We start from the raw sequence: 12,760 nt of genomic DNA on the forward strand, positions 1-12,760 counted from the left end.
GGCAAAACCCGAGGAGGCGCACACCACGGCGATCCGGAGCACTACGCCGGAGCACGTTCACCCACACGGGTGAGCCCCGGCCCACAGCGGCCGAACGGCACCGGCATCCGTACTCCGAGGTCAGAGTCTCACAGCTCCCGTGCCCAGGCATTCACCCGGTCCCCGTGCACAGCGGCGGCCACCACCGCGAGGGCGTGCGCGAGAAGCTCCGCGCCCCGGGCGCGCGCGACCGCCGCCGCTCCCAGCGCCGCTCCCAGGGCGTGCACCCCCGTGTCCCCCAGCATCACGCGCTCCCCCAGATCCTCGGGCAGCACGGCCGCGGCCCCGCCCAGGGCGGCGGCGGACAGTTCCCCGCCCGGCCCCTCGCGCAGCAGCGCGGGTGCCCCGAGGCCGAGCACCGCCGCGGCCGCGCGCCCCGGCCGCACGTCGACCAGGTTCACGAGGTGGGCGGTTCCGACGATCACCACAGCGGCCGGCAGCACCGGGGTGTACCCGCGCGCCGGCCGCCGCCGTACCGAGGACCGCGGCGGGCCCGGCGTACAGGCCGACGGGCCGCCCGGCGTGGTTCGTCCGCTCCCAGCGCTCGCGCCCGCCGGGCGGGGCGGCGCGCAGAAGTGCCTGGCCCGCCCGGGTGAGCACGGCGGAGAGCAGGAAGGAGCGGGACCTGCGGGCGCGGCTGATCGTCCCGCCACCCCAGGTCGCCGCCCGAGGGCTACTCGCTAGAGGTCGGCGCGGGCCGTCGCCAGGAGTTCCTCCGCGTGGGCCCGGGCCGTTTCCGAGTCTTCCTGGCCGGCCAGCATGCGGGAGAGTTCGCGGACCCGTTCCTCGCCCTCCAGGACCTTGACGCCGGAGCGGGTCACCGAGCCGTCGTCGGTCTTCTCGACCAGGAGCTGACGGTCGGCGAAGGCGGCGACCTGGGGCAGGTGGGTGACCACGACGACCTGCGCGGTCCTGGCCAGCTTCGCCAGCCGCCGCCCGATCTCCACCGCGGCCTTGCCGCCGACACCGGCGTCCACCTCGTCGAAGAGGTACGTCGGCACCGGGTCCGTGCCCGCGAAGACGACCTCCACGGCCAGCATCACGCGGGACAGCTCACCTCCGGACGCGCCCTTGGCGATGGGCCGCGGCGGGGCACCCGGGTGCGGGGCGAGCAGCAGCTCGACCTCGTCCGCGCCGGCCGGGCCGTAGGCGACGGACCGGCCGCCGACCTCGACGCCCTCCGGGTCCTCGGTCTGCCGGATGTCGAAGGACACGCGCGCGTGGGGCATCGCCAGCGAGGCCAGCTCGGCGGTCACGGCGGCGGCGAACCGCTCGGCGGCCTCCGTCCGGGCGTCCGTCAGGGCCTGGGCGAGTACGCCCAGCTCGGTGCGCAGGGCGTCCCGCTCGGCGGTCAGCTCGCCGGTCCGCTCGTCGTCGCCCTCCAGTTCGGTGAGGCGCGTGGCGCTCTGCTCGGCCCAGGCGAGGACGGCACCCACGTCGTCGCCGTACTTGCGGGTCAGCGTGCCGAGGGCGGCCCGGCGCTCCTCCACGGCGGTCAGCCGCAGCGGGTCGGCGTCCAGGTCGTCGGCGTATCCCGCCAGCTCTCCGGCCACGTCGGCGAGCAGGATGCCGACCTCACCGATCCGTTCGGCGAGGGAGGCGAGCGCCGGGTCGTGCGAGCGGACGGCCTCCAGGGCCCGGTGCGCGCCCGCGACGAGGGTCGTGGCGTCGATCCCCTCGGGGTCCTCGGGGTTGCCCACGAGAGCGGCGTGCGCGGCGGTGGCTGCGGACGACAGGGCCTCGGCGTGCCCCAGCCGTTCCGCCTCCTCGGCCAGCTCCACGTCCTCCCCGGCCCGGGGCTCCGCACCGGCGATCTCCTCGAGCCCGTACCGGAGCATGTCGGCTTCCTGGGCGCGCTCGCGCCCGCGGGTGACGATCTCCTCCAGCTCGGCGGAGACGGCCCGCAGCCGCCGGTAGGCCTCGGCGTACTTGGCGAGCGGCACGGCGACGGCGTCCCCGGCGTACCGGTCCAGCGCCTGCCGCTGCCGGGTGAGCTTCAGCAGCCCCTGCTGGTCGGTCTGGCCGTGCACGGCGACCAGGTCGTCGGCCAGCTCGGCGAGCAGCCCCACCGGCACGCTGCGCCCGCCCAGGTGCGCCCGCGAGCGGCCCTCGGCGGAAACGGTACGGCTGATCAGCAGGGCGCCGTCGTCCAGCTCGGCCCCCGCCTCCTCCGCGCGTACGACGGCGGTGGCATTCGAGGGCACGGCGATCCGCCCCTCCACGACCGCCTTTCCGGCCCCGATCCGCACCAGCGCCGGGTCCGCACGCCCGCCGAGCAGCAGTCCCAGGCTGGTGACCACCATGGTCTTGCCCGCACCCGTCTCGCCGGTGACGGCGGTGAACCCCGGTGACAGCTCGACCACGGCATCGTCGATGACCCCGAGCGACCGTATCCGCATCTCCTCCAACACGGAACAGACCATACGAGGTCCGGGGCGGGGAGTGCACATGGCCCGCCCGTGTCACCCTGGCGAGCGGCCCGCGCGGGGCCCGGAGGCCGCGGCCCGCGGGCCGGGCCGGTCACTGGTGCGGCGCGCCCCGCCAGCCGGTGGTCGGCAGCGCGAACTTCGCGACCAGCCGGTCCGTGAACGAGGCGTGGTGCAGCCGGGCCAGCCGCACCGGCACGGCGCCGCGCCGCACCTCCACCCGCGCCCCGGGCGGCAGCTCGATGGTCCGCCGCCCGTCGCACCACAGCACACCCGGCGGAATGTGCGGCAGCACCTCCACCGCCAGCACCGAGTCCGGCGAGGTGACCAGCGGCTTGGCGAACAGCGCGTGCGCGCTGATCGGCACCATCAGCAGCGCCTCGACCTCGGGCCACACCACGGGCCCGCCGGCGGAGAAGGCGTACGCGGTGGATCCGGTGGGCGTCGACAGCACGATCCCGTCGCAGCCGAACGCCGTGACCGGCCGCCCGTCGATCTCGAGGACCACCTCGAGCATCTTCTCGGCGCCGGCCTTCTGCACGGCGGCCTCGTTCAGCGCCCAGTCGGTGTGCACGATGTCGCCGTTGCGGTGCACGACGACGTCGATCGTCATCCGCTCCTCGACCTCGTAGGAGCGTGCCACCACGCGGTCGACCACCCGGTCCAGGTCGTCCCGCTCGGCCTCCGCCAGGAACCCGACCCGCCCGAGGTTGACGCCGAGCATCGGCACCCCGGAGGCCCGGGCGAACTCGGCACCGCGCAGCAGGGTCCCGTCACCGCCGAGGACGATGAGCAGCTCGCACCCGTCGAGGCACTGCGGGGTGGCCTCCTTGACGAGTCCCACCTCGTCCGGCAGCGGCAGGTCGCGCGCCTCCTCCTCCAGCACCCGCACCCCGATGCCGTGCCGCAGCAGCCCCTTGACCACCAGCTCCGCACTGCGGATGGCCGCGGGCCGCCCGGTGTGGGCGAGCAGGAAAACAGTACGCGCTCGGTTCTGTGTCAACGCGGCCCCTCCGCTACTGCTCGGTCGACTTCGGCCGGGTCCAGGCGGGGGGCGCCGGACCGCAGCCACAGAAAGTACTCGACGTTGCCCGACGGTCCGGGCAGCGGACTCGCGGTGACCCCCCGCACCCCGAGTCCCAGTTCCCAGGCCTTGTCGGCCACCCCGCGCACGGCCTCCGCCCGCAGCTGCGGACTCCGTACGACACCCCCGCTGCCCAGCCGTTCCTTCCCCACCTCGAACTGCGGCTTGACCATCATCACCAGGTCGGCGTCCGGCTTCACGCACCGCTTCAGGGCGGGCAGCACCAGCCCGAGCGGAATGAAGGACAGATCACCCACGACAAGATCCACAGGTTCCCCATCGATCGCCTCAAGCGTCAACTCGCGTACGTTCGTACGGTCCTTGACGGTGACGCGTTCATCGTTCTGCAGGGACCAGGCAAGTTGGCCGTATCCGACGTCCACGGCGACGACGTGCGCGGCGCCCGCACGCAGCAGGACGTCGGTGAAACCGCCGGTGGACGCGCCGGCGTCCAGCGCGCGCCGGCCCTCGACGGCGAGGCCCAGCGGCACGAAGGCCTCGAACGCGCCGGCGAGTTTGTGGCCACCCCGGGAGACGTAGTCGGGGTCGCTCTCGTCGGTCTGGACCACGATCGCCGCCGCCGTCTCCACCTGTGTGGCCGGCTTGGTCGCCACGGCCCTGCCGACGGTGACCCGTCCGGCGGCGATCAGCTGGCTGGCGTGCTCGCGCGAGCGCGCCAGCTTCCGGCGGACCAGCTCCGCGTCCAGACGGCGGCGTGCGACTCCTGCCACGTTCGGTTCAGCTCCTGTGTTGGTACGGCGGTACGGGGACCTGGGGTCCGGGGCGGGCGTCCAGCGCGGTGAGCGCGTCGCGCAGCCCCCTGTGTACATCCTCGTACACCTCCAGGTGGCCGTCGGTGGCGAGGTGGTCGGCGTCTGCCAGCCGCTGGAGCCGCGCGTCGACGTCGGCGTCGCCGGTGGGGGTGCGCGGGACGTCCAGGGGCGCGGGGGCCGCGGGGTCGTACTCGGGCTCGGGGGCGTACCCGGGGTCGGGTTCGGCCGTCGGCCCGGTCGCGGTTCCGGCCCCGGGCACAGCGGAATCGGCCGCCGGCCCGGTCGCGGGATCGGCCACGGGCACGGTCTCGGTTTCGGCCTCCGCCACGGCCTCCGCCGGGGCCTCGGGCACGGACTCGCTCATGCCCAGACGCTACCCCGAACCGCTGGGGTACCGTCGGTGGCCATGGCCACGATCGAGGAGTGCCGCACCGCACTGGGAAAGCTCTCGGACAACATGCAGGGCGCCGAGGGCGACGTCCGGGCGGCCGCCGCCCTGGACCGCTCGGTGAGCTGCCACATCACCGACCTCGACGTCACCTTCGTGGGCCGGATGACCGGCGGCCGGATCGAGGTCGACACCACGCACCCCGGGCCGCCCCGCGAGAAGGCGCAGATCAGGCTCGCCCTGGCCGGCGACGACCTGGTGTGCCTGGTGGACGGCGAGCTGAACTTCGCGACCGCCTGGGGCCGGGGCCGGGTGCGCCTCGACGCGAGTCTGCTGGACCTGTTCCGGCTCAGGAAGCTGCTCTGAGCCGTGCCTTGCGGGCCGCCGGGACCACCAGCGGGGTCCCGGTCTCGGGGTCGTCGATGATCTGGCAGCGCAGCCCGAAGACCTCCTCGACCAGTTCGGCCGTGACGATGTCGTTCGGCGCGCCCTCGGCGATCACCTCGCCGCCGCGCAGGGCGATGAGGTGGGTGGCGTAGCGGGCCGCGTGGTTGAGGTCGTGCAGCACGGCCACCAGCGTCCGCCCCTGTGTCTCGTGCAGCTCCGCGCACAGGTCGAGGACGTCGATCTGGTGCTGGATGTCCAGGTAGGTGGTCGGCTCGTCCAGGAGCAGCAGCGGGGTCTGCTGGGCGAGGGCCATGGCGATCCAGACGCGCTGGCGCTGACCGCCGGACAGCTCGTCCACGTACCGGTCCGCCAGTTCGGCGACCCCGGTCCGCGCCATGGACTCCTGGACCACCCGTTCGTCATCGGCGGACCACTGGCGCAGGATGCCCTGGTGCGGGTAGCGGCCCCGGCCGACGAGATCGGCGACCGTGATGCCGTCGGGCGCGATGGACGACTGCGGCAGCAGGCCGAGCGTCCGGGCGACCTTCTTGGCCGGCATCGACTGGATGACCTGCCCGTCCAGCAGCACCCGGCCCTGGCTGGGCCTGAGCATCCGCGACAGCGCCCGCAGGAGCGTCGACTTGCCGCACGCGTTCGGGCCGACGATCACCGTGAAGGAGTCGTCGGGGATCTCCACCGACAGCTCCGCGGCGATGACGCGCTGGTCGTAGGCGAGGGTGACGTTCTCGGCGGACAGGCGGTTCACAGTGCTCCTTCGGGTGGTCGGGTGCGTGCCGCGGGGGTCCGGCCCGCCCGTCGTGCCGCTCATATCCGGCCCGCCCTGCGCTCGGCGACCAGCAGCCACAGCAGATAGCACCCGCCGAGCACGCCGGTGACCACGCCCACGGGGAGCTGGTCGGCACCGAAGGCACGCTGTGCGGCCCAGTCGGCGGTGACCAGCAGAGCGGCGCCCATGCAGAGGGAGGGCAGCAGGTTGGGGCCCGGCGAGCCGGTCAGGCGCCGGGCGAGCTGCGGCGCGGTGAGCGCCACGAAGCTGACGGGCCCGGCGGCGGCGGTGGCGGCCGCAGTGAGCAGCACGGCGGACACCATCAGCACCAGCCGCACGCGCTGCACGCGCACCCCGAGGGCGTTCGCGACGTCGTCGCCCATCTCCATCAGCCGCAGCCCCCGCGCGCTCACGAGGACCAGCGGCACGAGGACGGCGCACAGCCACAGCAGCGGCCAGACCTGCTCCCAGTCACGGCCGTTGAGAGACCCGGTCATCCACACCACCGCCCGGGTCGCGTCGACCAGGTCGGCCTTGGTGAGCAGATAGCCGTTGACCGCGGTGACGATCGCGGACACTCCGATGCCGACCAGGACCAGCCGGTACCCGTGCACGCCCCGCTTCCAGGCGAGCAGGTAGATGGCGAACCCGGTCACCAGGCCACCGACCAGCGCACCCGCGGTGACCTGGGCGGCGCTGCCGGACATCAGCACGATCACGACCAGCGCGCCCGCCGTCGAGCCCTGGGACAGGCCGAGCACGTCCGGGCTGCCGAGCGGGTTGCGGGAGACCGCCTGGAACAGGGCGCCGCCGAGGCCCAGCGAGGCGCCCACCAGCAGCCCCACCAGCACGCGCGGCAGCCGCAGTTCGTTGACGATGAAGTCCTGGTACGCGGTGCCGTCGCCGGCCAGTGTCCGTAGGACATCGGCCGCCGGGATCCTGGCGTCGCCGGTGCCGATCAGCGCCACGCCCGCGGCGCAGGCGGCGAGCAGCAGCAGGGCGACGACGGTCAGCGCGCGGACGTCCAGGCGCAGGGACAACCCCCCAGGGGTGCGCACGGCACGGCTCATCCGTCGGGTCTTCACAGCTGGGCCGTCCTCCGCCGTCGTACGAGAAAGATGAACACGGGGCCGCCGAGGAGCGCGGTGACGATGCCGACCTGGAGTTCCGCCGGCCGGGCGACCACCCGGCCGAGGACATCGGCGCCGAGCAGCAGCACGGGCGACAGCACGGTCGCGTAGGGCAGGATCCAGCGCAGGTCGGGGCCGGTGAAGGAGCGCACGACGTGCGGCACCATCAGGCCGACGAACATGATCGGACCGCAGGCGGCGGTCGCGGCACCGGAGAGCACCGTCGCCGCGAGCATGGCGAGCGCCCGGGTGCGGTTGAGGTTCGCGCCGAGAGCTCGGGCGGTGTCGTCGCCCATCGCCATGGCGTTCAGCGGCCGGGCGAGCCCGAGCGCCAGCAGGGTGCCGGCCGCGAGGAACGGCAGCACCTGCGCGATGGTCGAGTCCGTGGCCGAGGCCAGCGAACCCACCGTCCAGAAGCGCATCTTGCCCAGCGCCGCGCCGTCCATGATCATCACGGCCTGGAGATAGCCGTACAGCGCGGCGCTGACCGCCGTGCCGGCGAGCGCCAGCCGGACCGGGGTGGCGCCCCGGCTGCCGCCGAGGAACCACACCAGCGCGCCGACCGCCGCGGCGCCGCCGAACGCGAACCACACATAGCCGGTGAGGCTGGTGACACCGAAGTAGGTGAGCGCCGTGACGACCGCTGCGGAGGCGCCGGCGTTGATGCCGAGCAGCCCGGGGTCGGCCAGCGGATTGCGGGTCAGCGCCTGCAGCACCCCGCCGGACAGGCCGAGCGCGGCACCGGCCAGCAGACCGAGGACCGTGCGCGACATCCGCTCGTCGACGACGACGTCGCCATACGTCCCCGTGCTGTGGAACACGCCGTGCCAGACCTGGTCCGGCGACAGCGCTTTCGCGCCGACCGCGATGCTCGCCAGGGCGACGAGCACCAGGATCACGACCGAGAGCAGGAGCCCAAGGGCCCTCACCGCCCGGCGGGTTGGGAGCGCGGGGGCGGTGTCCGCGCGCTGCTCCGGAGGACTGTCGACCAACACGAGGTTAGGTTAGCCTACCCTCCCATGTGATCTCGATGCCGCCTTCGCCACCGGACCGGAACCGGGTGCCCCGGGACGCCGCCCCGGCGTCCGGTGACCGGCCGCGGCTCCGCCCGGCGACCGGTCACCGCCCGGCCGTCAAAGTCCCAGCCGCGCCAGCGCCTTCTCCCCGTCCAGCTCGCAGGAGCCGTCCCCGGCCGCCGTCCAGGCAGCCGCGCACAGCGCCCGCAGTCCGTCCAGGGCCTCGCCGTCGCCTTCGAGCTCCAGCCGGTCGGCCGCGGTCGCCGTCCACCCTCCGCACCGGAAACCGTCACCCTCCCGGGTGATTTCCGGCTGCCCTGTGAGCAGCCCGCGCAGATCGGCGTCCACGTACGTCGGCCGGTGCCGCGGCGGCGCGGCCAGCAGCTGGGGGTCGTCCGTGACACCGGTCAGCACCAGCAGCGAGTCCACCCCGCCGTTGAACGCGCCCTCGATGTCGGTGTCCAGCCGGTCCCCGACCACCAGTGGCCGCTCGGCACCCGTCCGCAGGATCGTCTCCCGGTGCATGGGCGGCAGCGGCTTGCCCGCGACCTGCGGCTCCGCGCCCGTCGCGATCCGCACGACCTCCACGGCCGCACCGTTGCCCGGCGCGATCCCGCGCCCGCTCGGAATCGTCAGGTCGGTGTTGGACGCGAACCACGGCACGCCCCGCGCCACCGCGTACGAGGCCTCCGCGAACCGGGACCACGTCAGGTCCGGGCCGCCGTACCCCTGCACCACAGCCGCCGGGTCGTCGTCCGCCGACTCCACCGGGGTCAGACCGCGTTCGCGCAGCGCGACCCGCAGCCCCTCACCGCCGATCACCAGCACCGGGGCGCCGGCCGGCACCTGCTCGCTGATCAGCCGGGCGACCGCCTGCGCGGAGGTGATGACGTCGTCCGCACCGGTTGGTATCCCCAGCTCCGTCAGATGCTCCGCCACGACGTCCGGCGTCCGCAGGGCGTTGTTGGTGACGTACGCCAGATGCATGCCGCCCGCGCGGGCACGCTCCAGCGAGTCGGCGGCGTGCGCGATGGCGTTCCCGCCCGCGTACACCACCCCGTCCAGATCGAGCAGCGCCGTGTCGTACGCCTCGTTCAGGGGCCGCCCACTGCCCTCGGGCCTCGTCCTGACGCCCTGGCTCATTGCACATCGCTCCTCGTTCGACCGTCTTTCCCCCGATCATCCCCCACCCCACTGACACACGTACGATGCCGGGATGAACACAGCAGGTCACTCGGAAGCAACGGTGCCCCGAGGCCTGGAACTGTCCCCGTTCCGAGGCCTTCGCTACGACCCCGACCGGGTCGGCAGCCTGGCCGCCGTCACCTCTCCCCCGTACGACGTCGTCGTACGCCCGGACGGCCTGCACCACCTCGAGTCCGCCGACCCGCACAACATCGTCCGGCTGATCCTCCCCCAGGCAGGTACCCCGGACGCCCGCAACGAACAGGCGGCCGACACCCTGCGCCGCTGGCTCGCCGAGGGTGTGCTGGCCCCCGACCCGGATCCCGCCCTGTACGTGTATGAGCAGCGGGACGGCGACGGCATGCTCCAGCGCGGTGTCATCGGCGCCCTGCGCGTCTCCGCCCCCGCCGAGGGCGTGGTGCTGCCGCACGAGGACGTCATGCCCCCGGTCGTCGCGGACCGCGCCGCCCTGATGCGCGCCACCCGCGCCAACCTCGAGCCGCTGCTGCTGACCTACCACGGCAACGGCTCGGCGGCCGAGGTCGTCGAGCGCACGGTGGCCGGCCCTCCCCTGCTGGCGACGACCACGGAGGACGGCTTCCACCACCGCCTGTGGTCGGTCACCGGCCCCGCCGACCTGGCCGGCATCCAGTCCGACCTGGCGCAGCACCAGGCCCTCATCGCCGACGGCCACCACCGCTGGGCCACCTACCTGCGGCTGCGCGCGGAACACCCCTCGCCCAGCCCCTGGGACCACGGCTTGGTCCTGCTGGTCGACACCGCCCGCTACCCGCTCCGCGTCCGCGCCATCCACCGCCTGCTGCACGGACTGCCGGTCAGGGACGCGCTGGCGGCCCTGGACGGGCTGTTCCGGGTACGGCGCCTCGAGGTGCCGCTGTCCAAGGCGCAGGAGGTGCTGGCGGACGCGGCCTGCGCGGGCAACGCCTTCCTGCTGGCCGGCGACGGCGCCTTCCACCTGGTCGACCGCCCGGACCCCGGCCTCCTGGACCGGACGATCCCCGCGGACCGTCCAGCCGCCTGGCGCTCCCTGGACGCCACCGTCCTGCACGCCACGCTCCTCGAGCACGTCTGGCACGTCCCCGAGGACTCCCCCGCCCACATCGCCTACATCCATGACACGGCGGCCACCGTCGCGAAGGCCGAGCAGGACGGCAGCACGGCCGTCCTGCTGCACCCGGTGCGCGAGGAGGTCGTACGCGAACTGGCGCGCCAGGGTGTGAAGATGCCCCGCAAGTCCACGTCCTTCGGCCCGAAGCCGGCGTCGGGACTGGTGCTGCGCGCGCTGGAGCTCTGACCCGGCCCCGGACATGCGAAAGGGCGGGACCCGGGGGTCCCGCCCTTTCACCTTTTTCGGACGTCAGTCCTTGTTCTCGTCCGACTTCTCGTCCGACTTCTCGTCCGACTTCTCGTCCGGCTTCTCGTCCGGCTTCTCGTCACGGCCCTCGTCGTCGGGCCGGTCGCCCTGGTCGGTGGCGCTGTCGCTCTCGTCGAGCGCGTCGACGAACTCGACACCGTCCAGCTCGGCGAGCCGGTCGGAGGCGTCCGTGCTGCCGTCGCGGTCGGCCTCCACGGCCTTCGCGAACCACTCCCGCGCTTCGCTCTCCCGGCCGGCCGCCAGCAGGGCGTCGGCGTAGGCATAGCGCAGGCGCGCGGTCCAGGGCTGGACCGAGTTGGAGGCCAGCTCGGGGCTCTGCAGGGTCACGATGGCCGCGTCCAGCTGGTCCATGTCGCGCCGGGCACCGGCCGCCACGAGCCGCATCTCGACCTGCCCGGCCTTGTCCAGCTTGTGCACCTCGGGGGCGCCGGCCATGTCGAGGGCCTTCTCCGGGCGGCCGAGGCCGCGCTCGCAGTCGGCCATCACGGGCCACAGTTCCACGTTGCCGGTCATGCGCCGCGCGGCCCGGAACTCGCTGAGGGCCTCGCTGTACTTCTGGTTGGCGTAGGCGGCGAAGCCGGCGGCCTCACGCACGGCGGCGACCCGGGACGCCAGCCGCAGGGCCACCTTGGAGTAGCCGTAGGCACCCTCGGGGTCCTCGTCGATGAGTCGCGCGACCATCACCAGGTTCTTGGCGACGTCCTCCGCGAGCGTCTTGGGCAGGCTCTGCAGCTCCTGCCGGACGTCCTTGTCGATCTCGTCACCGGTGACGTCCTCCGGGATCGGCAGCCGCTTGATCGGCTCGCGGTCCCGGTCGCGCTCGTCCCGGAAGCGGCCGCCACCACGCCGGTCATCACGGAGGTCGTCCCGCCCGTCACGTCCCCGGTAGCCGCCGGGCCGGCCGCCCCGGTCGTCCCGGCCGGGCCCACGGCCACCCCGGTCGTCCCGGCCACGGAAGCCGCCCCGGTCGCCATCTCGGCGGTCGTCACGGCGCTCGTCACGACGGAAGCCACCACGGTCGTCGCCACGACGGTCATCACGACGGTCGTCACGACGGAAGCCGGGACGGTCCCCGCCACGGTCGTCACGGCGGAAGCCGGGACGGTCCCCGCCACGGTCATCACGGCGCGGCCCACGGTCACGGTCGTCCCGCTGGAAGCCCGGACGGTGGCCCCGGTCGCCCTCACGGCGGTCGTCCCGACGGCCGCCATAACCACCGCGGTCACCACGCTCGCCGGAGCCGCCACCACGACGGTCATCACGGCGGTCATCCCGACGGAAACCACCGCGGTCATCGCCACGACGGTCGTCACGACGGAAACCACCGCGGTCATCGCCACGACGGTCGTCACGACGGAAGTCGCTGCGGTTGTCGTCGCGACGGAAGCCGGCACGGTCCCCGCCACGGTCATCACGGCGGAAGCCGGGACGGTCCCCGCCACGGTCATCACGGCGGAAGCCGGGACGGTCCCCGCCACGGTCATCACGACGGAAGCCGGGACGGTCCCCGCCACGGTCATCACGGCGGAAGCCGGGACGGTCCCCGCCACGGTCGTCACGACGGAAGCCGGGACGGTCCCCGCCACGGTCGTCACGGCGCGGCCCACGGTCACGGTCGTCCCGCTGGAAGCCCGGACGGTGGCCCCGGTCGCCCTCACGGCGGTCGTCCCGACGGCCGCCATAACCACCGCGGTCACCACGCTCGCCGGAGCCGCCACCACGACGGTCATCACGGCGATCGTCACGGCGGTCATCCCGACGGAAACCACCACGGTCATCACCACGGTCACCGTGGCCGGCCCCGCGGCTGTCATCGCGACGGCCGTAGCCACCACGGTCGTTGTCACGACGGTCGTTGTCGCGACGGTAGCCGCCACGGTCCCCGCGGTAGCCGCCGCGGTCACCACGGTCACCACTGTCCCGTCGCCGCTGGTCGCGCTCCGGTCGATCGTCGGGAGAGTTGGTGGACATGATGACTCCTGTCTTAGGTACCGCAAGCATTGTAAAAACAAAAGGACCCCTGGTCCCAGCTGAACGCTGGGACCAGGGGTCCTCCAAAGATTGTTCGGCGGCGTCCTACTCTCCCACAGGGTCCCCCCTGCAGTACCATCGGCGCTGTGAGGCTTAGCTTCCGGGTTCGAAATGTAAC

General features: G+C 73.6%; 12 protein-coding genes, 1 rRNA gene and 1 pseudogene. 3 read left to right on the forward strand and 11 right to left on the reverse strand.

Annotated features, from left to right (window positions below; genetic code table 11):
* Positions 1 to 128: 128 nt before the first annotated feature.
* From ACFVVO_RS37505 to ACFVVO_RS37525, 5 genes and pseudogenes are all read right to left on the reverse strand, one after another.
* Positions 129 to 681 (reverse strand): annotated as a pseudogene (locus tag ACFVVO_RS37505) (hypothetical protein).
* Between the two features lie 38 nt (positions 682 to 719).
* The gene (gene recN / locus ACFVVO_RS37510; protein WP_390061215.1) at positions 720 to 2,462 is read right to left on the reverse strand and encodes a DNA repair protein RecN; all 1,743 of its coding nucleotides are present in this window, start codon (positions 2,460 to 2,462) and stop codon (positions 720 to 722) included.
* A 97-nt stretch (positions 2,463 to 2,559) separates the two neighbouring features.
* Positions 2,560 to 3,468 carry an NAD kinase gene (locus ACFVVO_RS37515; RefSeq protein WP_358934837.1) on the reverse strand — a complete coding sequence of 303 codons (909 nt, stop codon included), beginning with the start codon at positions 3,466 to 3,468 and terminating at the stop codon, positions 2,560 to 2,562.
* Positions 3,465 to 4,280 carry a TlyA family RNA methyltransferase gene (locus ACFVVO_RS37520; protein WP_390061217.1) on the reverse strand — a complete coding sequence of 272 codons (816 nt, stop codon included), beginning with the start codon at positions 4,278 to 4,280 and terminating at the stop codon, positions 3,465 to 3,467. The genes ACFVVO_RS37515 and ACFVVO_RS37520 overlap by 4 nt, the downstream gene beginning before the upstream one ends.
* A gap of 7 nt (positions 4,281 to 4,287) precedes the next feature.
* Positions 4,288 to 4,686 carry a hypothetical protein gene (locus ACFVVO_RS37525; protein ID WP_390061218.1) on the reverse strand — a complete coding sequence of 133 codons (399 nt, stop codon included), beginning with the start codon at positions 4,684 to 4,686 and terminating at the stop codon, positions 4,288 to 4,290.
* A gap of 42 nt (positions 4,687 to 4,728) precedes the next feature.
* Here ACFVVO_RS37525 and ACFVVO_RS37530 point away from each other — a divergent pair, with 42 nt between their 5' ends.
* A complete protein-coding gene (locus ACFVVO_RS37530; protein ID WP_390061220.1) occupies positions 4,729 to 5,076 on the forward strand; it encodes a sterol-binding protein in 348 nt (115 codons plus the stop codon).
* On the opposite strand, the gene ACFVVO_RS37535 is transcribed toward ACFVVO_RS37530, so the two are convergent.
* The 4 genes from ACFVVO_RS37535 to ACFVVO_RS37550 form a co-directional block, all read right to left on the reverse strand.
* Entirely contained in the window at positions 5,060 to 5,926 is an 867-nt protein-coding gene (locus tag ACFVVO_RS37535) for an ABC transporter ATP-binding protein (RefSeq protein WP_390061221.1), read from the reverse strand. The two genes, ACFVVO_RS37530 and ACFVVO_RS37535, sit on opposite strands and share 17 nt — an antisense overlap.
* Positions 5,923 to 6,954, reverse strand: coding sequence for a FecCD family ABC transporter permease (locus tag ACFVVO_RS37540; RefSeq protein ID WP_390061223.1), 1,032 nt, complete (start codon positions 6,952 to 6,954; stop codon positions 5,923 to 5,925). Before ACFVVO_RS37540 ends, ACFVVO_RS37535 begins: the two co-directional genes overlap by 4 nt.
* Positions 6,955 to 6,965: 11 nt before the next feature.
* Positions 6,966 to 8,009, reverse strand: coding sequence for a FecCD family ABC transporter permease (locus tag ACFVVO_RS37545; RefSeq protein ID WP_390061225.1), 1,044 nt, complete (start codon positions 8,007 to 8,009; stop codon positions 6,966 to 6,968).
* 138 nt (positions 8,010 to 8,147) lie between these two features.
* Complete coding sequence (locus ACFVVO_RS37550; protein ID WP_390061226.1) at positions 8,148 to 9,173, reverse strand: HAD-IIA family hydrolase; 1,026 nt, start codon at positions 9,171 to 9,173, stop codon at positions 8,148 to 8,150.
* A gap of 73 nt (positions 9,174 to 9,246) precedes the next feature.
* Here ACFVVO_RS37550 and ACFVVO_RS37555 point away from each other — a divergent pair, with 73 nt between their 5' ends.
* The gene (locus ACFVVO_RS37555; RefSeq protein WP_390061227.1) at positions 9,247 to 10,530 is read left to right on the forward strand and encodes a DUF1015 domain-containing protein; all 1,284 of its coding nucleotides are present in this window, start codon (positions 9,247 to 9,249) and stop codon (positions 10,528 to 10,530) included.
* 63 nt (positions 10,531 to 10,593) lie between these two features.
* On the opposite strand, the gene ACFVVO_RS37560 is transcribed toward ACFVVO_RS37555, so the two are convergent.
* A complete protein-coding gene (locus ACFVVO_RS37560) occupies positions 10,594 to 11,400 on the reverse strand; it encodes a hypothetical protein (RefSeq protein WP_390061232.1) in 807 nt (268 codons plus the stop codon).
* Positions 11,401 to 11,778: 378 nt separating this feature from the next.
* Here ACFVVO_RS37560 and ACFVVO_RS37565 point away from each other — a divergent pair, with 378 nt between their 5' ends.
* On the forward strand, positions 11,779 to 12,645 hold the full coding sequence (locus tag ACFVVO_RS37565) for a hypothetical protein (protein ID WP_390061233.1): 867 nt from the start codon (positions 11,779 to 11,781) through the stop codon (positions 12,643 to 12,645).
* Between the two features lie 29 nt (positions 12,646 to 12,674).
* Here ACFVVO_RS37565 and rrf read toward each other — a convergent pair.
* Positions 12,675 to 12,760: ribosomal RNA gene (gene rrf, locus ACFVVO_RS37570) — 5S ribosomal RNA — on the reverse strand; the annotation flags it as partial.

It is taken from the genome of Streptomyces sp. NPDC058145 (genome assembly GCF_042884245.1).
GTDB lineage: Bacteria > Actinomycetota > Actinomycetes > Streptomycetales > Streptomycetaceae > Streptomyces.